This is a genomic window from Paroceanicella profunda, assembly GCF_005887635.2.
In the GTDB taxonomy this organism is placed as follows: domain Bacteria; phylum Pseudomonadota; class Alphaproteobacteria; order Rhodobacterales; family Rhodobacteraceae; genus Paroceanicella; species Paroceanicella profunda.
In genome coordinates, this window is record NZ_CP040818.1 from 3,371,846 (window position 1) to 3,389,103 (window position 17,258).

The window sequence follows — 17,258 nt, forward strand, 5'->3', positions numbered from 1 at the left end:
TGCCTGTCAAGCAGGGCCACGCCCCACCCCGGGTGGGCACGGCTGCACATGGGGTGAGCGCTGTCTCGCGAAGGCTCCGGCCGCGGGCTGTGCGGACACGGCATTGCCACCGCGCCCTCCCCGGAGGAGGGGGCGGGCGCGGCCCGGGCAGGACGGCTCGGCCCGGGCCGCGCAGCCCGGAGTTACCCCGCGGTCGCGGGTTCGGCCTCGCGCGCCGGCACGCCCTCGGGCGCCGCGGCGCGGAAGCCGGTGTCGATCACCACACGCCCGCCCACGGCGCGGGAAACGCAGGCGCACATGCGCGTGCCCTCGGCCTTCTGCGCATCGGAGAAGAACACGTCGCGGTGGTCGATCTCCGCCGTCGCCTCCAGCACGGGCACGGCGCAGAGACCGCATTCCCCGCGCCGGCAGTCCGAGATCACGTCCACGCCCACCCGGGCGAGCGCGTCGATGATGCTCTCGTTGCGCGCCACGGTTGCCGAAAGGCCGGTGTCGGCGGAGACCACCTCGAACTCCTCCGTCGGGTGCAGCCCGCTGTCGCCGAAGATCTCGTAGCGCAGGTCCGGCAGCGGGCGGTCCGAGGCCACCCACGCCCGGCGCACCGCGTCGAGCAGCGGCATCGGCCCGCAGATGTAGAGCTGCGCACCGGGAGAGAGCGCCGCGATCTCCGCAGCCGCGTCGATGAAGGCGACCTCTGCATCCTCGAACAGGCGCAGGTTCACCCCGGCCAGGCCCTCCACCTCGTCCAGAAACGCCATCGCCGCGCGGTTGCGCGCGGCATAGAGGAACTGCATCCGCGCGCCGCGCCGCGACAGCTCGCGCGCCATGCCCACCACGGGCGTGATGCCCACGCCGCCGGCGATCACGAGATACTCCGGCCGGTCCATCTGCAGCTCGAAGCGGTTCTCCGGCGAGGTGACGCGCAGCCGGTCCCCGGCCTTCAGGCTCCACATGTAGCGCGAGCCGCCCTTCGAGGTGTCCGACAGCTTCACCCCGATGCGGTATTGCCCGCCGGGCGCCGGCAGCAGCGAGTAGGAGCGCGTCTCCTGCCGCCCCTCCACCAGCACGTCCACGTCGATATGGGCGCCGGGCTGGTAGGGGTAGACCCTGCCGCCCAGGTCGATCACCAGTTCCCGGATGGCCGTTCCCGCCTCGCGGGCCGAGACCACCTGTGCCATGAAAACTTCAGCCTTTCCGCGCATGTTTCACTCCCTGTTTCTTATGAGGTGCAGCCCGGGCACGGCGCCTTCCGGCACGCCGGACCGGGTGATGATTTCCAGGTTCCGGCGGGCGATGCGCGCATGCTCGCGCATCAGCATCTCCGCCCGCATGCCCTGGCGCAGGGCGATCGCCTCCAGCACCGCCCGGTGCTGGGACTGGGCGATGACCAGCGAATGCTTCGCCTCGGCGCTGGTGCCATGGGTGTCCACGAAGGCGGAGGGCCCGGCGAAAGGCAGCGCCACCACCCGCTCCAGCTGCTCGCGCAACACCGAGGAGCGCGCGCAGGCCAGCACCGCCTCATGGAAGGCGCGGTTGAGGGCGATGTAGGCCTGCATGTCCAGCGGGTCTGCCGCCAGCACGGTGTCGAGCGCGTCGAGCGTATCCTCCAGCTCGCGGATGCGGGCCGGCTCCACGCCACGCTCGGCGGCGAAGCGCGCGGCGGTGCCCTCCAGCACGCCGCGCAGCTCGATGGCGTCGACCATCTCCTGCCAGGAGAAGCCGCGCACCTCGAAGCCGCCACCGCTGAGCGCGGTGAGCAGCCCCTCGTGCTCCAGCCGGATCAGCGCCGCGCGCACCGGGGTGCGCGAGACGCCGAGCCGCTCGACCATCACCAGCTCGGACACCCGGTCCCCCGGCGCCAGTTCCCGGTCCAGGATGAGCTGGCGGATGCCCAGCAGCGCGGAGACGGTCTGGCTCTCGGCCGGGCGGGCGCCGGCGGGGCGCGCCCCGCTCATTCGGCGGCCATGGCCCGGTTCTCGTCCGCCACCATGCGGTCGATGATGCGCCGGGCCCACATCGCGCCGCCGTCGATGTTGAGGTTGTAGAACACGTGGTCGGGGTTTTCCGCGATGGCGCGCTGCTGGGCCTCCAGGATGATGTAATCTTCGCCGAAGATCTTCGCGACACCCTCGCGCAGCTCATGGGTGCGGCGCTGGTTCCCGAGGTCGAAGTTGCGCGAGAAACCCCAGAAGTAGTGGCAGGTGGTGTCGGTCTCGGGCGTGATGGTGTTGAGCACGAAGCCGTTCACGCCCGCGCTGCGGTCGCCCTGCAGCGCACCGGTGCCGGCCAGCGCCACGCCTACGTCGATCGCGATGGTGCAGGGCGCCTCGAAATTGATGATCTGCCAGCGGTCCACGTTGCCCGGCTTGCCCAGCTGCGCGCGCCAGAACGGCGGCGGGTCGATGTTCTCCATCCAGCGGGTCACCGTGGCGGTCTTGCCGGAATGGGTCACGGTGAAGGGCGCCTCGGCCACGGCGGAATTGCCGATGGAACTGCCATGCACGTAGGTCTCGTGGGTGAGGTCCATCAGGTTGTCGACGATGAGCCGGTAGTCGCATTCCACGCGGATCAGCTTGCCGTCGCCTTCCCAGTCCGGATGGTCCATCCAGTGCAGGTCCGGCACCAGGGCCGGGTCCGCCAGCGCGGGGTCGCCGGTCCAGAGCCAGACGAAGCGGTGGCGTTCCACCAGCGGGTAGCTGCGCACGCAGGCGGAGGGGTTGATGGTCTCCTGGGAGGGCATGTATACACACCGTCCCGAATCATTGTACTTCAGCCCGTGGTAGGGGCAGACGATGGTGTCCCCCTCCAGATGCCCGCCGGAGAGCGGCACCAGCCGGTGCCAGCAGGCATCGGCCAACGCCACGGCGCTGCCATCCTGCTTGCGGTACATCACTATGGGATTGTTGGCGATTTTGCGCGACAGCGGAGCGCGGGTGACCTCGTGGTCCCAGGCCGCCGCATACCAGGCATTGCGCGGGAAGGTGGGCGACGCCTGTGTGAAGTCGGATTCCGACCTTTGCATGGGGTTCCTCCGTTTTTCTGTATTCATTCTGTATACAGGTTACGCAAACCCCGTCACCGGTCAAGCCCGTCGTGGTCGCAGGCCGGGCCCTCAGGCCCGGGCGGTCACGATCCACACCGCCGCCGGCAGCGCCACCACGTCCTCCGCCACCAGGGGCGCGAAGCGCTCGGCGAGCGCGGCCTCCACCGCCGCGCGCTCGGCATCGGAACTCTCGCGCAGGCGGCGGGCCAGCGGGCCGATGCGGCGCAGGAAGCCGAGCGCCCGGGCCACCGGTGTGCCCTCGCCCAGCGACAGCCGCGCCGTGGTGTCCACCGGGCGCCACGCCACATCGCGCCAGCCCGCTCCTTCCAGCAGGGGGGTGAAATAGGCGGGCTCCGCCCAGCCGAAGGGGCCCGGCGCGCCGGGCGCGGAGGGGGCCGCGTCCTCGGCGCCCAGCACCGCGGTCGCGACCTGCACCGGCAGCCGCGCCCAGGCATTCTCCCTGCCGGCCCGCCAGCACACCACGGTGAGCCGCGCGCCGGGGGCCATCGCGCCGTGCAGCGCGCGCCAGGCGGCGGCGGGATCATCGAAGAACATCGCCCCGAAGCGGGAGAACAGCCCGTCGAAGGGGGCCTCGAAGCGGGCCGTCGCCGCATCCGCCTCGATGAAGCGCAGGGCGAGGCCGGGTTCTTGCGTCGCCGCCGCGCGCGCCGCCGCGAGCAGGTCGGGCGAGATGTCCACCCCGGTCACCTCCGCCCCCGCCCGGGCCAGCGCGAGGCTGGAGCGCCCGGCGCCGCAGCCGAGGTCCAGCACCCGCTCCCCCGGCCGGGCCGCGAAGGCCGCCAGCGCCGCGGCCCCCGGCTCGGCCAGCATCCCCTCCAGCGCCGCGGCCTGCGCCGCCCATTCCCGGCCCACCCGGCCGCGCCAGTCCTCACCCGTCGACATGCGACACCTCCCCGATTTACCTTTGCCTGTACCGGGGCTAAGCCTTGCACATGACACACACGGAATTCCATCGCGTCGACGCCTGGGTCTTCGACCTGGACAACACGCTCTACCCGCCCGCCGCCCGGCTGTTCGACCAGATCGAGAAGCTGATGACGACCTATGTCATGCGCGAGATCGGCCTGAGCGCCGAGGAAGCCGACCACATGCGCGACACCTGGTGGCGCAACCACGGCACCACGCTGGCCGGGCTGATGGAGGACCACGGGATCGACCCGCTGCCCTACCTCGCCGAGGTGCATGACATCGACCTTTCCGGCATCGCGCCGAACCCGGGCCTGGCCGCGGCGCTGTCCGCCCTGCCCGGCACGCGCATCGTCTACACCAACGGCTCGCGCCGGCACGCGGAACGGGTGACCGCGGCGCTGGGGCTGGAGGGGCTGTTCCACGGGCTCTACGGCATCGAGGACGCGGAGTTCCGCCCCAAGCCCGAGCGCGTGGCCTTCGAGCGCGTGTTCGCCGCCGCCGGGATCGACCCCGCCCGGGGCGCGATGTTCGAGGATGACCCGCGCAACCTCGAGGCGCCGAAGGCGTTGGGCATGTGCACCGTGCTGGTGGGGGCGCCGCATGATGCGGGCTTCATCGATTTCCACACCGACGATCTCGCCGGTTTCCTCGCCGCCCTCCCCAGCGCGGCCGAGGCCTGAGAAGGACCACAGCATGGAGCGGATCGAGACGGACATCCTCGTGGTCGGCGGCGGCATCGCCGGGCTGACGGCCAGTTGCGCCTTCGCCTCCGCGGGGCTGAGCGCGCTTTGCGTGGACCCCGCGCCGCCGGTCACCGACAGTGCCGCCCCCGGGGCCGACCTGCGCTCCACCGCGTTCCTGCAGCCCGCCCGCGCCACGCTGGAGGCCGCCGGCCTCTGGCCCCGTCTCGCCCCGCATGCCGCCCCGCTGCGCACCATGCGCCTGGTCGACGCCGGCGGCCCGGCGCCGGTGGTGCGCACCCGGGCGGATTTCGACGCGGCGGAACTGGGCGACCAGCCCTTCGGCTGGAACTTCCCCAACTGGCTCCTGCGCCGGGAGATGGAGGCGCATCTCGCCGCGCTGCCTGATGCACGGCTGGAGCGCACCGGCTTCGCCCGCATCACCCCCCGGCTGGACCATGCGCTGGTGCGCCTCACCGATGGCCGCATGGTGCGCGCCCGGCTGGTGATCGGCGCCGACGGGCGCGACAGCGCGCTGCGCGAGGCGGTCGGCATCCCCGCGCACCGGCACAGCTACGGGCAGAAGGCGCTGGTCTTCGCCGTGTCGCACGACGCCCCGCATGACGATGTCTCCATCGAGGTTCACCGCACCGGCGGCCCCTTCACGCTGGTGCCGCTGCCGGGCGCGGAGGGCCGGCACCGCTCCGCCGTGGTGTGGATGGAGGAGGGCCCGGAGGCCACGCGCCTGCAGGCCCTGCCCCGGCCCGAGCTGGAGGCCGAGATCGACCGGCGGTCCTGCGGCGTGCTCGGCCGGCTCACACTGGAAAGCGGCACCGCCCTCTGGCCGATCATCGCCCAGCTCGCCCGCCGGATGGACGGCCCGCGCACCGCGCTGGTGGCCGAGGCCGCGCATGTCGTCCCGCCCATCGGCGCGCAGGGGTTGAACCTCAGCCTCAAGGACATCCAGTGCCTGCTCGATCTCGTCCGCGCCGCGCGGGAGGCCGGCCAGGATATCGGCTCCGCCGCCCTGCTGGCGCGCTACCACGCCGCCCGCTGGCCCGATTGTGCCGCCCGCCTTGCCGGGATCGACGCGCTGAACCGCGCCGCGCGGTTCACCACCCCCGGCCTGCGCGACTTGCGGCGCACCGGCCTCTCCCTGCTGCACGCAACCCCGCCGCTGCGCCGCCTCGCGATGCGCGCCGGGCTCGGCCTGCGCTGATCCGGCGCGCCGCCGCGGGGGCCGGGCGGCGCAGCCACGGGCCGAAGGGGGCTCAATGCCCCCGAGGCCCGTCCCCCCGCCCGTCAGGGCCTCCCTGGTGCGACGCGCCCTCTGCCCCGCCTGCGACCGCGTCGGGACGATACACCCCGTCGGTGGCGGAACGGCGAACCTCCGGGCAAGGACGACCTGCCTCCGCGGAGCAGGATGTTTGCGTCGCGGTTGCCCGTGACCTGTCCCGGCCCGGGTTGCGACTGCCCTGACCTGGCCGGGTGAGCCGGGAGGGGGATCTCGTCTTCCCGACGCGCGGTCCGTCCGTCGAAGCCTCCATTGGTTCGCGCGCGCCGCGCCCCCTCGCCACGCCCCCGTCACTCACCGGGCAATGCTCCGGGCCCTCCCGAGAGTCTGGCAGCGCCTTGTGGCGGGCCCGCCTCGCAAGCGGGTTCGTGTCGGAGCAGGCGCAGCCCTCGCGATATGCCTCACCTTCTGCGGCTCCGGTGCGCCAGGGCGCACGCGGTACTGCGCGAGGGGCTTGCTGCAGGAGGGGTGGGCCGGCCCCGGCGCTCAGGCCTGCAGCCGCGCAAGGAAAAAGGGGAGCGGTCGGGCCGCTCCCCAGTCTGTCTTCGTCAGGTTCTGACCTTCTGCTGCTCGTTGGGTCGCCTGCCGCCTGTATTGCCGTCGTCTCCGGGGGCCCGCGCCGGGGCCTGCCGGGGTCATGTCTCAGCTACAGCCGCTCGTGGCGCCGCAGGTGTTGCACTTCATGCAGGTGCCGTTGCGCACCAGGGTGAAGTTGCCGCATTCGCCGCAGCTGTCGCCCTCGTAGCCCTGCATCCGGGCCTGGGCGCGGCGGTCGAGCACCGCCAGCCCCGCGTCGGCCACCACCTGGCCCACCGCCGCGGAGACACCCACCGTCTCCACCGCCCGGGCCTGGCCGAAGCCGCCCTGCAGCACCACCAGCTCCTGGGGCAGCCGCTTGCGCAGATAACCGGTGGAGGAGACCTGCTTGATCATCTCGATGGCCGAGGTCTGCACCTCCTCGCTCACGGGGCGGATGTTGTCGCCCCGCGGCAGCGCCGGCTTGCCCTCGTCATGCCCGCCGCCCAGTTCGTCGAAGCTCGCGCCCGCCGGCTGGACATGCGCAAGGTCCGTGCGGTCCAGGTAGGACACCGCCAGCTCCCGGAAGATGTAGTCCAGGATCGAGGTCGCGTTCTTGATCGAGTCGTTGCCCTGCACCATGCCCGCCGGCTCGAAGCGGGTGAAGGTGAAGGCCTCCACGAACTCCTCCAGCGGCACGCCGTACTGCAGCCCCACGGACACCGCGATGGCGAAGTTGTTCATCATAGCCCGGAAGCCGGCGCCTTCCTTGTGCATGTCGATGAAGATCTCGCCGAGCGCGCCGTCCTTGTACTCGCCGGTGCGCAGGTAGACCTTGTGGCCGCCCACGATGGCCTTCTGGGTGTAGCCCTTGCGCCGCTCGGGCAGCTTCTCGCGGTGCGAGCGCACGATCTCCTTCACGATCACCTTCTCGATGATCTTCTCCGCCAGCACCGCGGCGCGCTGCTGGGCCGGGGCTGTGGCCAGCACCTCCTCCAGTTCCTCGTCGTCCTCGATGAGCTGGGCGGCCAGCGGCTGGCTCAGCTTTGAGCCGTCGCGGTAGAGCGCATTCGCCTTCACGCCCAGCGACCAGGAGAGCTCGTAGGCCGAGAGGCAATCCTCGATGCTCGCATCATTGGGCATGTTGATGGTCTTGGAGATGGCGCCGGAAATGAAGCTCTGCGCCGCCGCCATCATGGTGATGTGGCTCTCCACCGAGAGGAAGCGCTTGCCGGTCTTGCCGCAGGGATTGGCGCAGTCGAACACCGGAAGATGCTCCTCGCGCAGCCCCGGCGCGCCCTCGAGGGTCATCGACCCGCACACATAGTCGTTCGCCGCGTCGATCTCGGCACGGGTGAACCCCATGGCCTTCAGCAGGTCCAGCGCCGGATTCGCGAGCTCCGCCGCGCTGCAGCCCAGCACGTCGCGGCAGAACTCCGCGCCCAGCGTCCACTGGTTGAACACGAAGCGGATGTCGAAGGCCGAGGCCAGCGCCCCTTCCACCGCGTCGATCTGCGCCGGGCCGAAGCCACGGGCGACCAGCGCGTCGAGGCCGATGCCGGGCGCCCCGTCGAGCGTGCCATGCCCCACGGCATGGTCGATGATCGCCTCGATCTGCCCGGCGTCATAGCCCAGCACCTCCAGTGCCGCGGGAACGGACTGGTTGATGATCTTGAAATAACCGCCGCCGGCGAGCTTCTTGAACTTCACCAGGGCGAAATCCGGCTCGATGCCGGTGGTGTCGCAATCCATCACCAGGCCGATGGTGCCGGTGGGGGCGATCACGGTGGTCTGGGCATTGCGGAAGCCATGCGCCTGGCCCAGCTCCAGCGCGCGGTCCCAGGCGGCGCGGGCGCGGGTGACCAGTTCCTGGTCGGGGCAGTTCACCTCGTCGAGCGGCACGGGCGGCGTGTTCAGCCCCTCGTAGCCCTCGGCCTCGCTCCAGGCGGCGCGGCGGTGGTTGCGGATCACCCGCAGCATGTTCGCGGCGTTCGGCGCGTGGCCGGCGAAGGCGCCCAGCTCCGAGGCCATCTCGGCCGAGGTGGCATAGGCGGTGCCGGTCATGATGGCGGTGAGGGCGGCGCAGAGCGCGCGGCCGCCGTCGCTGTCATAGCCCAGCCCCATGTTCATCAGCAGCCCGCCGATGTTGGCATAGCCGAGGCCCAGGGTGCGGAACCTGTAGCTCAGCTCCGCGATCTCCTTCGAGGGGAACTGCGCCATCAGCACCGAGATTTCCAGCGTCACCGTCCAGAGCCGCGAGGCATGTTCGTAGGCGTCCACGTCGAACACGCCCTCGCGCAGGAAGGTGAGCAGGTTCATGGAGGCGAGGTTGCAGGCCGTGTCGTCCAGGAACATGTATTCCGAGCACGGGTTGGAGGCCCGGATCGGCCCGTCCGCCGGGCAGGTGTGCCAGTCGTTGATCGTGTCGTGGAACTGCACGCCGGGGTCGGCGCAGGCCCAGGCGGCGTGGCCGATCTGCTCCCAGAGGTCGCGCGCCTTCACCGTGCGGGCCACCGTGCCGTCGGTGCGGCGGATCAGCTCCCAGTCCGCGTCGTCGCGCACCGCGTCGAGGAAGGCATCGGTCACGCGCACGGAGTTGTTGGAGTTCTGGCCCGAGACGGTGAGATAGGCCTCCGAATCCCAGTCCGTGTCATAGGTGGGGAACTCGATGGAGGCATAGCCCTGCCGGGCGTACTGCAGCACCCGGTTCACGTAGGTCTCGGGGATCTTTACCTTCTTGGCCGAGCGGATGGCGGCCTTCAGCCCCGGGTTCGCCTTCGGGTCGAAGGCGTCCTCCTCCGCGCCGTCCCAGGCGCGGATGGCGGCGAAGATCTCGTTGAGCTTCTCCTCGTGCAGCTTGGAGCCGGCGACGAGGCTGGCCACCTTCTGCTCCTCCTTCACCTTCCAGGTGATGAACTGCTCGATGTCCGGGTGATCCATGTCGCAGATCACCATCTTGGCCGCGCGCCGCGTGGTGCCGCCGGACTTGATCGCCCCGGCCGCGCGGTCGCCGATCTTGAGGAAGGACATCAGCCCGGAGGACTTGCCGCCGCCGCCCAGCCGCTCGTTCTCGGCGCGCACGGTGGAGAAGTTGGTGCCGGTGCCCGAGCCGTACTTGAACAGCCGCGCCTCCCGCACCCAGAGGTCCATGATGCCGCCCTCGTTCACCAGGTCGTCGCGCACGGACTGGATGAAGCAGGCATGCGGCTGCGGGTGCTCGTAGGCAGAGGTGGAGGCGGTAAGCTTGCCGGTCTTGTGGTCGACGTAGAAGTGCCCCTGCCCGGGGCCGTCGATGCCGTAGGCCCAGTGCAGGCCGGTGTTGAACCATTGCGGCGAGTTCGGCGCGCCCATCTGGGCGGCGAGCATGAAGCGCATCTCGTCGAAATAGGCGCGGGCGTCCGCCTCGGCGGAGAAATAGCCGCCCTTCCAGCCCCAGTAGGCCCAGGCGCCCGCAAGTCGGTCGAACACCTGCCGGGCGGAGGTCTCGCCGCCGAAGCGCGCGTCCTCGGGCAGTTTGGCCAGCGCCGCCTCGTCGGGCACCGAGCGCCACAGGAACTCCGGCACACCCTTCTCGCGCAGCTTCTTCAGGCGCGCGGGCACCCCGGCCTTGCGGAAATACTTCTGGGCGAGCACGTCGGAGGCCACCTGGCTCCAATCCGCCGGCACCTCGATGCCCTTGAGCTGGAAGACCACCGAGCCGTCAGGATTCCGGATCTCAGACACCGCCTCGCGAAAGGCGATCGCCTCATAGGCGGAGTTTCCGGATGTGGTGAACCTGCGCGCGATCTTCATGACACTCGTTTCCGTTCTACAGACAGTTCCATCCTGGCCCCGCGACCGGTGCCGCGGAGGGTGTCCGGGCACACACCCGGGACAGCATTGGTATGAAGCAGGCTGGGGATACCCGCGTTATTGGTGTTGCCCCCAGATGTAGGGGGAACGTCCCGTATGGCACACAAACTGCAGGTGGCCGCCCGAGTCGGTCAATCATAAAATCTGAGATATCCACAACGGATTGTTGTTGACCTTCTCAGGCACACCATCTGTGGGGGAACGTTCTCCGGCGGCATGGCCGGACCAGTGCGGGGCCCGCGCCTGCACCGTCCGGGCGGCGCGGGCCCCGCAAAATCAGGCGATCTCGACTTCGAGAACCTGCTCGTAGGGATGCTCCGGATCATGGAGAATCGACGGGAAGCCGGGCTGGTTCAGGCTGTCCGGGAAGTGCTGGGCCTCCAGGCACAGCCCGGCGAAAGCGCCATACCGCCGCCCGTCCAGCCCGGGAACCGGCACGTCCATGTGCGGCGCGGTGTAAAGCTGGATGCCGGGCTGATCGGTCCACAACCGCAGGTGCCGCGCGCCGAACCGCAGCTCGGCCGCCGGCGCGGCCCGGTCCCGGTCCGGGCGCAGCACGAAATTGTGGTCGTGGCCGGAGGCCTCCGGGTCCGCGTCCGCGATGCGCCGCGCCTGCCGGAAGTCGAAGCGCGTGCCGGCAACGGGCGCGATCTCGCCGGTGGGGATCAGCGTGTCGTCCACCGGCGTGTAGGCCTCCGCGTCCAGCCGCAGGTCATGCCCGCGCACATCGGGCTCTCCCAGCGTGTAATAGGCGTGCTGGGCAAGGTTGATCGGCGTCAGCCGGTCCGGCATCGCGCGCATCCGGTAGGTGAGCTTCTTCCCGGAAAGGCTTACGATCACTTCGAAATCCACGGTGCCGGGATAGCCATCCTCCCCGTCCGGAGAGCGGTATGAGAAGCGCAGCGCGCGGTTGGCGCTGTCCGGCTCCAGCGACCAGATCCGCCGGCCCAGCCCGCTGAGCCCGCCGTGCAGGTGGTTCGGGCCGTTGTTGATCGCGAGCTGGTAATCCTGGCCCTCCAGGGTGAAACGCCCACGGGCGATGCGGTTTGCCACCCGCCCGGCGATGATGCCGAAGGAAGCGCCGTACTGCCGGTGATCCCCGATCGATTCGAACCCCAGCACCATCGGCACCCCGTCCAGCCGCCAGTCCCGCAGGACACAGCCGTAGTCGAGCAGCGAGATGCGGGTCGGCCCATCCTCGAGCACCGCCTCGCGGACGGTCCTGCCGTCGAAACGGTCGAAATCATGCAGCTCAATCATGTCGCGGCGATCTCCTTGATCCTGTCCACCAGGGTGCGCGGCAGGGCCAACCCCTCCCGCGCCGAACGGGCGCGCGCCTCCAGCCTGCGGCTGCCGGGCAGCCGGGCGCCCTCGGCGGCCGCGAATGCGGCCAGCAGGGCCTGCATGCGGCTGGCGAACAGCCCGCCCGACAGCGCCTGCGCATCCAGGGCGATGAGCACCTGTCCCAGGTCGGGCGGCGCGCCCGCGCCATCAAAGAGCGAACTGGCCTCCGAGGCAAGGGCCGCCCCCGCGACACAGGCCGCCATCACCTCGACCATCAGCGCCAGCGCAGCGCCCTTCGCGCCGCCCATCGGGGCAACCGTGCCGGCGAGGGCCTCCACAGGATCGGTGGTCGGCGCGCCGTCACGGTCCAGCGCCCAGCCTTGGGGAATGGCCGTGCCGCTTTCGCGCGCCGCGAGGATCTTGCCCCGCGCCACCTGCGAGGTGGCAAGGTCGATCACCAGCGCCGGCGCCCCTGCCACCGGTGCCGCGAAGGCGATCGGATTCGTGCCGAGCACCGGCGTCTTCGCCCCCCAGGGCGCCATGGCCTTCGGCGCGTTGCCGTAGATGAAGCCGACACAACCGGCCTCCGCGATCTGCTCGCAGACCAGCCCGGCCACGCCGAAGTGGTGCGAATGCACCAGCGTGGCACAGGCAATGCCCTGCGTGCCCGCGCGCCGCACCAGTTCCGGCAGCGCGAGGTCCAGCGCCGGATAGGCAAAGCCATGCCCGGCGTCGACCCGGAATGCCCCGGGCCGGATGTCCTCCACCCGCGGCACCGCGGCGCCATCCACCTTCCCGCTGCGGCTCTGCGCGGTGTAGGAGGGGATGCGCGACAGCCCGTGGCCATGCTGCCCGTCCGCCTCCGCCCGAACGAGGGCGCGCGCCACGGGCGCCGCATTTTCCGGCAGCGTACGCGACGCGACGAGCGCCGCATTCGCCAAAGACTCGGCCTCGGCAAGGGACAGGACAATATCGGACATGAGCAAGGCTCCGTAACTGCGGGATCCCTGCCTTTACCGCCCGCGCCGAACCGGCGCGAGCCCTTTCCACCAGCCCCACCGGGCGGAGCACGCCGACAGGACCCGAACCCGGCCTGCCGGCGCTCCGACCCGCGGGGCGGACACGAACCGGCCACACGCAAACACCGCTGTCACCTTGCGCCCGCCCGGTTAGCCGAAGGTTAAGGCCCACCGCTCTGGACGCCGCAACCGCCCTCCACTACCACTGCAGCCGGCAGTTTCCGGAGGCCCGATGACCCCGTTTCACCAGTCGCCGCGCGACGCTGACTTCATCCAGTCGCCCTGGGCGGCCTATGACCGCGCCCGCGCCGGCGGGCCGCTGGTGTTCTGGCACGACTACGGCCATGCCTGCAGCGCCGACCATGCCACCGTCTCCGCCCTGCTGCGCGACCGGCGCTTCGGCCGCGAGGCCCCTGCCGGCCTGCTGCCGCCGCCGCCGGAGCATCTCGCACCCTTCTATGCCGTGGAGGATCACTCCATGCTGGAGCGCGAGCCCCCCGTGCACACCCGGCTGCGCGGGCTGGTGACACGGGCCTTCGTCTCACGGCGCGTGGCGGGCATGGCGGCGGAGATTGCCGCGCTCTCAGCCCGGCTGATCGACGGGTTCTCGGGGGCGGAGACCGATCTCCTGCCGCATTGGGCGGAGAGGATTCCGGTGATCGTGATCGCCCGGCTTCTCGGCGTGCCCGAGGAAATGGCGGGCCAGCTTCTGGCCTGGTCGCATGACATGGTGGCGATCTACCAGGCCCGGCGCGACCGGGCGGTGGAGGAGGCCGCCGCCCGGGCCGCGGCCGAATTCTCGGCCTATCTGCGCGCCCATGTCGAGGCCCGGCGCCGGCAGCCGCGGGAAGACCTCATCACCCATCTCATCGCGGCGGAGGAGAATGGCGACCGGCTGAGCACGGATGAGCTGATCGCCACCTGCATCCTGCTGCTCAACGCCGGGCACGAGGCCACGGTGCACGCGCTCGGCAACGGGGTGAAGGCGGTGCTGGAAAGCGGGCGCCCGGCGGAGCGCTTCTTCGCAAATGCCGCGGCCACGGAGGCCACGGTCGAGGAGATCCTGCGATTCGACCCGCCGCTGCACATGTTCACCCGCTACGCGCTGGAGCCGGTGGAGATTGCCGGCCACCGGTTCGCACCGGGCGAGGTGGTCGGCCTGCTGCTGGGCGCGGCGAACCATGACCCCGCCTTCCGGCGTGACCCGGGGCGGTTCGACCCCGGCCTCGGCGGCGCGGGGCACCTGAGCTTCGGCGCCGGGCTGCATTTCTGCGTGGGCGCGCCGCTGGCCCGGCTGGAGATGCAGGTGGCCCTGCCCGACCTGTTCCGCCGCCTGCCCGGCCTGCGGCTGGCGCGCCCGCCGCGCTACGCGGACGCGTTCCACTTCCGCCGGCTGGAGCGGCTGGAGATCACCGCCTGACGGTCAGCCGTCCACCTCCACGCGCGAGACCATCACCGTCACCACCGGCTTGCGCCCGGTGAGCCGGCGTACAAGCTGCGAACAGGTGCTGGTCACCAGCGTCTCGATCGCATCGTTGTTGCGCAGCTGCTTGCCGTTGGCACGGTCGAAGGCCGCGTCGATGGCGTCCTCCATCGCGGCGCTGAGCGTGCCGACGGCCTCGTCGAGATCATTGGCGACGCCCTGGATGCGCACCACCGGATCGGCGGCCAGGTCACCGTCCTGGTCGACCACGACCGCCGCGATCACCAGCCCGCGCAGCGCCAGCTTCAGCCGGTCCCGCACCACGCCGTCGAAGGCGCCGATCAGCAGGCTGCCGTCGAGATAGAGCCGCCCGGTTTCCGCCGACCCCACGATCGCCACCGGACCGCCGGCAAGACGCGCCACCGAGCCGTTGGTGACCACGAGGCTGGGAATGTCGCTCTCCGCGGCGAGGGCGGCATGCTCCACGAGATGGCGGTGCTCGCCATGCATCGGCACCAGAAGCTTCGGCTTCACCAGGCGGTGCAGCTGCTGCAGGTCCGGCCGGTTCGCATGGCCGGAGACGTGGTAGAGCCCGCCGCTGTCATCGACCACTTGCGCGCCTTGCTCGGAGAAGCGGTTCACGATGCGGGCCACGGATTTCTCGTTGCCCGGAATGGTCTTGGAGGAGAACAGAACCATGTCGCCCGGCTCGGCCCGCACCCGGGGCGAGGAGCCGTTGGCGATCTGCGCCACTGCGGCGCGCCGCTCGCCCTGGCTGCCGGAGGCCAGCACCATCAGGTGCTGGGCCGGCGTGTCGAGCATGCGCTCCTCGCTCAGGATCTCGGGGAAATCCTTCAGCACGCCGGTCTCGCGCGCGGCGGCGAGCATGCGTTGCATGGCGCGGCCCTGCAGCGCCACGGAGCGGCCCGCCCCCTTCGCGGCGGCGGCCAGCGTGCGCAGCCGGGCGATGTTGGAGGCGAAGGTGGTGGCGATCACCAGCCCCTTCGCGCCCTTCACCAGCTCGGCGATGGGCGCCACGATCTCCGCCTCGGAGCGGCCGGGGTTCGGGCTGAACACGTTGGTGCTGTCGCAGACCAGGGCGTCCACGCCCTTGCGGCCGAGCGCCTCGAAGGCCGCGGGGTCGAAGGGCTCGCCCACCTGCGGGTCACGGTCCACCTTGAAGTCGCCGCTGTGCACGATGCGGTGGCCGCCGGCCTCGATCACCAGCGCGGAGGCCTCCGGGATCGAATGGGAGATCGGCATGAAGCCGACCTTGAACGGCCCGGCCTGGATCATCTTCGGCATCGCCGGGCACACCTTGATGACCGACGTGTCCAGCCCGGCTTCCGACATCTTGCCCTCGGCGATGCGGGCGGTGAAGCGGCGCGCGTAGACCGGGCAGTCCAGCTCGGGCCACAGCCGGCCGAGCGCGCCGACATGGTCCTCATGCGCGTGGGTGAGGAACAGGCCGTGCAGCCGGTCCGACTGGGCGGCGATGAAATTCGGGTCGGCCATGATGAGGTCGACACCCGGCGTGGTTTCCATGTCGCCGAAGGTCACGCCGCAGTCGACCATGATCCACTGGCGGTCGCGCTCGGGTCCGACCCCGTAGAGATACATGTTCATGCCGATCTCGCCGGCCCCGCCAAGCGGGAGGAAGACCAGTTCTGCGGAGGTGCTCATGCGTGGTTTCTGCCTCGGTTGGTTTCGTTGATGTGCACGAGCCCGTGAATGGTCAGATCCGTGTCGATGATATCGAGGGCTTTAGTGCCCTGAGCGAAAAGTGTCGAGAGCCCGCCGGTGCCGATCACCTGCATGCGCTTGCCGCGTTCCTCGGCGATCCGCTGGCAGATGCCCTCGACGAGGCCGACATAGCCCCAGAAGATGCCCGACTGCATGCAGGCGACGGTGTTCTGCCCCACCACCTGCGCCGGCCGGGTGACGTCGATATGCGGCAGCGCGGCGGCGGCCATGTGCAGCGCCTCTAGGCTGAGGTTCACCCCCGGCGCGATCACCCCGCCCTCGTAGGCCCCGTCCGCGCCCACCACGTCGAAGGTGGTCGCCGTTCCGAAATCCACCACGATCAGTTCCCCGCCATAGAGCCGGAAGGCGCCCACGCTGTTGACCAGCCTGTCCGCGCCCACCTGGGTGCCGGGGTCCACGCGCACCGGGATACCGAGCTCGCAATCGTCGCGCCCGACCACCAGGGCACGGCTGTCAAAATAGCGCTGCGCCAGCACCCGCAGATTGAACAGAACCCGCGGAACCACGGAGGAGACGACCACGTCTGTGATCGCCTTCGCAGTCACGCCCGAATGGGTCATCAGGGCGTCGAGCCAGACGAAATATTCGTCCGCCGTGCGCTGCGGCTGGGTCGCGCAGCGCCACTGGGCGACGAAATCCTGACCGTCATGCACGGCGAAAAGCGTGTTCGTGTTGCCAACGTCAATGGCGAGAAGCATCGGACGCTCCTTCAGCTGAACTGGATGTCTGCGGCCGTGATCTCATGCCGGGCGGTGCCCGTGTTTAGAACAAGCGCGCCCGCGGCGTCCACTGTCTCGAAAATGCCGGTGAGGCTGCGGCCCGGCAGGCGGGCGGTCACCGTCTCACCCAGCCGGGCGGCAAAACCCAGCCATTCTGCGCGCAAGGGGGCGAAGCCCTCGGCCAGGAACAGGGCCTCGCGCCGGGCGAAGGCGGTGGCGAGGGGGGCGAGGAACGCCTCCGCCGTCACCTGCACGCCGCAATCGGCCAGTGCCACCGGCGGCAGCGCGCCGAGGTCCAGGCTGGCGGCGGGCGGCGCATGGCGCAGGTTCACCCCGATCCCGACGATCAGCGGCCCCGCCGTGCCGCTGCGTTCCAGCAGGATCCCCGCAATCTTGCGGCCGGACATCAGAACATCGTTCGGCCATTTCAGGCTGAACAGCGCCGGACGGCCCGTGACCGCCTCGAACGCCTCACGCAGGGCGAGCGCGGCGGTGAAGGAGCGCAGGGCGGCTTCCGCCGGCGTGCCCTGCGGCTCCATCAGCAGGCTGGCGGAAAAGTTTCCCTCCGGCGCCTGCCAGCCCCTGCCCCGGCGGCCGCGCCCTGCCGTTTGCCGGCGGGCGCAGATCCAGGCCGGACCCCGCTCTCCGCCGGCGGCCATGCGCTGCGCCTCGGAGTTGGTGCTGTCCACCTCGTCGAGCAGGATCCTCCGGACGCCTTCGGGCCAGACGGTCAC

At 70.7% G+C, this 17,258-nt stretch carries 13 protein-coding genes; 3 read left to right on the top strand and 10 right to left on the bottom strand.

Annotated features, from left to right (window positions below; genetic code table 11):
* Positions 1–182 precede the first annotated feature (182 nt).
* The 4 genes from FDP22_RS15015 to FDP22_RS15030 all read right to left on the bottom strand — a co-directional run bounded on the left by FDP22_RS15015 (position 183) and on the right by FDP22_RS15030 (position 3,946).
* Entirely contained in the window at positions 183–1,202 is a 1,020-nt protein-coding gene (locus FDP22_RS15015; RefSeq protein ID WP_138574856.1) for a PDR/VanB family oxidoreductase, read from the bottom strand.
* A 3-nt stretch (positions 1,203–1,205) separates the two neighbouring features.
* Positions 1,206–1,955: a GntR family transcriptional regulator gene (locus tag FDP22_RS15020; RefSeq protein WP_138574858.1), complete on the bottom strand. Its 750-nt coding sequence runs from the start codon at positions 1,953–1,955 to the stop codon at positions 1,206–1,208.
* On the bottom strand, positions 1,952–3,022 hold the full coding sequence (locus tag FDP22_RS15025) for an aromatic ring-hydroxylating dioxygenase subunit alpha (RefSeq protein ID WP_138574860.1): 1,071 nt from the start codon (positions 3,020–3,022) through the stop codon (positions 1,952–1,954). The genes FDP22_RS15020 and FDP22_RS15025 overlap by 4 nt, the downstream gene beginning before the upstream one ends.
* Positions 3,023–3,112: 90 nt before the next feature.
* Positions 3,113–3,946: a class I SAM-dependent methyltransferase gene (locus FDP22_RS15030; RefSeq protein WP_138574862.1), complete on the bottom strand. Its 834-nt coding sequence runs from the start codon at positions 3,944–3,946 to the stop codon at positions 3,113–3,115.
* Positions 3,947–3,996: 50 nt separating this feature from the next.
* On the opposite strand from FDP22_RS15030, the gene FDP22_RS15035 reads away from it, so the two are divergent.
* Entirely contained in the window at positions 3,997–4,653 is a 657-nt protein-coding gene (locus FDP22_RS15035; RefSeq protein ID WP_138574864.1) for a pyrimidine 5'-nucleotidase, read from the top strand.
* A 13-nt stretch (positions 4,654–4,666) separates the two neighbouring features.
* On the top strand, positions 4,667–5,872 hold the full coding sequence (locus tag FDP22_RS15040; RefSeq protein ID WP_138574866.1) for a UbiH/UbiF family hydroxylase: 1,206 nt from the start codon (positions 4,667–4,669) through the stop codon (positions 5,870–5,872).
* 717 nt (positions 5,873–6,589) lie between these two features.
* Here FDP22_RS15040 and FDP22_RS15045 read toward each other — a convergent pair.
* The 3 genes from FDP22_RS15045 to FDP22_RS15055 all read right to left on the bottom strand — a co-directional run bounded on the left by FDP22_RS15045 (position 6,590) and on the right by FDP22_RS15055 (position 12,579).
* On the bottom strand, positions 6,590–10,255 hold the full coding sequence (locus tag FDP22_RS15045; RefSeq protein WP_138574868.1) for a vitamin B12-dependent ribonucleotide reductase: 3,666 nt from the start codon (positions 10,253–10,255) through the stop codon (positions 6,590–6,592).
* A 336-nt stretch (positions 10,256–10,591) separates the two neighbouring features.
* Positions 10,592–11,575 carry an aldose epimerase family protein gene (locus FDP22_RS15050; RefSeq protein ID WP_138574870.1) on the bottom strand — a complete coding sequence of 328 codons (984 nt, stop codon included), beginning with the start codon at positions 11,573–11,575 and terminating at the stop codon, positions 10,592–10,594.
* Positions 11,572–12,579 (bottom strand): Ldh family oxidoreductase, encoded by a 1,008-nt coding sequence (locus FDP22_RS15055; protein ID WP_138574872.1) that lies wholly within the window; start codon positions 12,577–12,579, stop codon positions 11,572–11,574. Before FDP22_RS15055 ends, FDP22_RS15050 begins: the two co-directional genes overlap by 4 nt.
* Positions 12,580–12,850: 271 nt before the next feature.
* Between FDP22_RS15055 and FDP22_RS15060 the strand changes: the two genes are divergently transcribed.
* Positions 12,851–14,038 (top strand): cytochrome P450, encoded by a 1,188-nt coding sequence (locus FDP22_RS15060; protein WP_138574874.1) that lies wholly within the window; start codon positions 12,851–12,853, stop codon positions 14,036–14,038.
* A gap of 3 nt (positions 14,039–14,041) precedes the next feature.
* Here FDP22_RS15060 and FDP22_RS15065 read toward each other — a convergent pair whose 3' ends face one another.
* The 3 genes from FDP22_RS15065 to FDP22_RS15075 are packed head-to-tail and all read right to left on the bottom strand — an operon-like array spanning position 14,042 to position 17,258.
* A complete protein-coding gene (locus tag FDP22_RS15065; RefSeq protein ID WP_138574876.1) occupies positions 14,042–15,724 on the bottom strand; it encodes a ribonuclease J in 1,683 nt (560 codons plus the stop codon).
* A complete protein-coding gene (locus FDP22_RS15070; protein WP_138574878.1) occupies positions 15,721–16,503 on the bottom strand; it encodes a type III pantothenate kinase in 783 nt (260 codons plus the stop codon). Before FDP22_RS15070 ends, FDP22_RS15065 begins: the two co-directional genes overlap by 4 nt.
* A gap of 11 nt (positions 16,504–16,514) precedes the next feature.
* Positions 16,515–17,258, bottom strand: a complete 744-nt coding sequence (locus tag FDP22_RS15075; protein ID WP_138574880.1) for a biotin--[acetyl-CoA-carboxylase] ligase — start codon at positions 17,256–17,258, stop codon at positions 16,515–16,517.

Excerpts from the sequence above, each read along its gene's own strand:
- FDP22_RS15025 (WP_138574860.1), bottom strand. The coding sequence starts at position 3,022 with ATGCAAAGGTCGGAATCCGACTTCACACAGGCGTCGCCCACCTTCCCG.
- FDP22_RS15055 (WP_138574872.1), bottom strand. The coding sequence starts at position 12,579 with ATGTCCGATATTGTCCTGTCCCTTGCCGAGGCCGAGTCTTTGGCGAAT.
- FDP22_RS15030 (WP_138574862.1), bottom strand. The coding sequence starts at position 3,946 with ATGTCGACGGGTGAGGACTGGCGCGGCCGGGTGGGCCGGGAATGGGCG.
- FDP22_RS15060 (WP_138574874.1), top strand. The coding sequence starts at position 12,851 with ATGACCCCGTTTCACCAGTCGCCGCGCGACGCTGACTTCATCCAGTCG.
- FDP22_RS15015 (WP_138574856.1), bottom strand. The coding sequence starts at position 1,202 with ATGCGCGGAAAGGCTGAAGTTTTCATGGCACAGGTGGTCTCGGCCCGC.
- FDP22_RS15035 (WP_138574864.1), top strand. The coding sequence starts at position 3,997 with ATGACACACACGGAATTCCATCGCGTCGACGCCTGGGTCTTCGACCTG.
- FDP22_RS15050 (WP_138574870.1), bottom strand. The coding sequence starts at position 11,575 with ATGATTGAGCTGCATGATTTCGACCGTTTCGACGGCAGGACCGTCCGC.
- FDP22_RS15065 (WP_138574876.1), bottom strand. The coding sequence starts at position 15,724 with ATGAGCACCTCCGCAGAACTGGTCTTCCTCCCGCTTGGCGGGGCCGGC.
- FDP22_RS15045 (WP_138574868.1), bottom strand. The coding sequence starts at position 10,255 with ATGAAGATCGCGCGCAGGTTCACCACATCCGGAAACTCCGCCTATGAG.
- FDP22_RS15040 (WP_138574866.1), top strand. The coding sequence starts at position 4,667 with ATGGAGCGGATCGAGACGGACATCCTCGTGGTCGGCGGCGGCATCGCC.
- FDP22_RS15070 (WP_138574878.1), bottom strand. The coding sequence starts at position 16,503 with ATGCTTCTCGCCATTGACGTTGGCAACACGAACACGCTTTTCGCCGTG.
- FDP22_RS15020 (WP_138574858.1), bottom strand. The coding sequence starts at position 1,955 with ATGAGCGGGGCGCGCCCCGCCGGCGCCCGCCCGGCCGAGAGCCAGACC.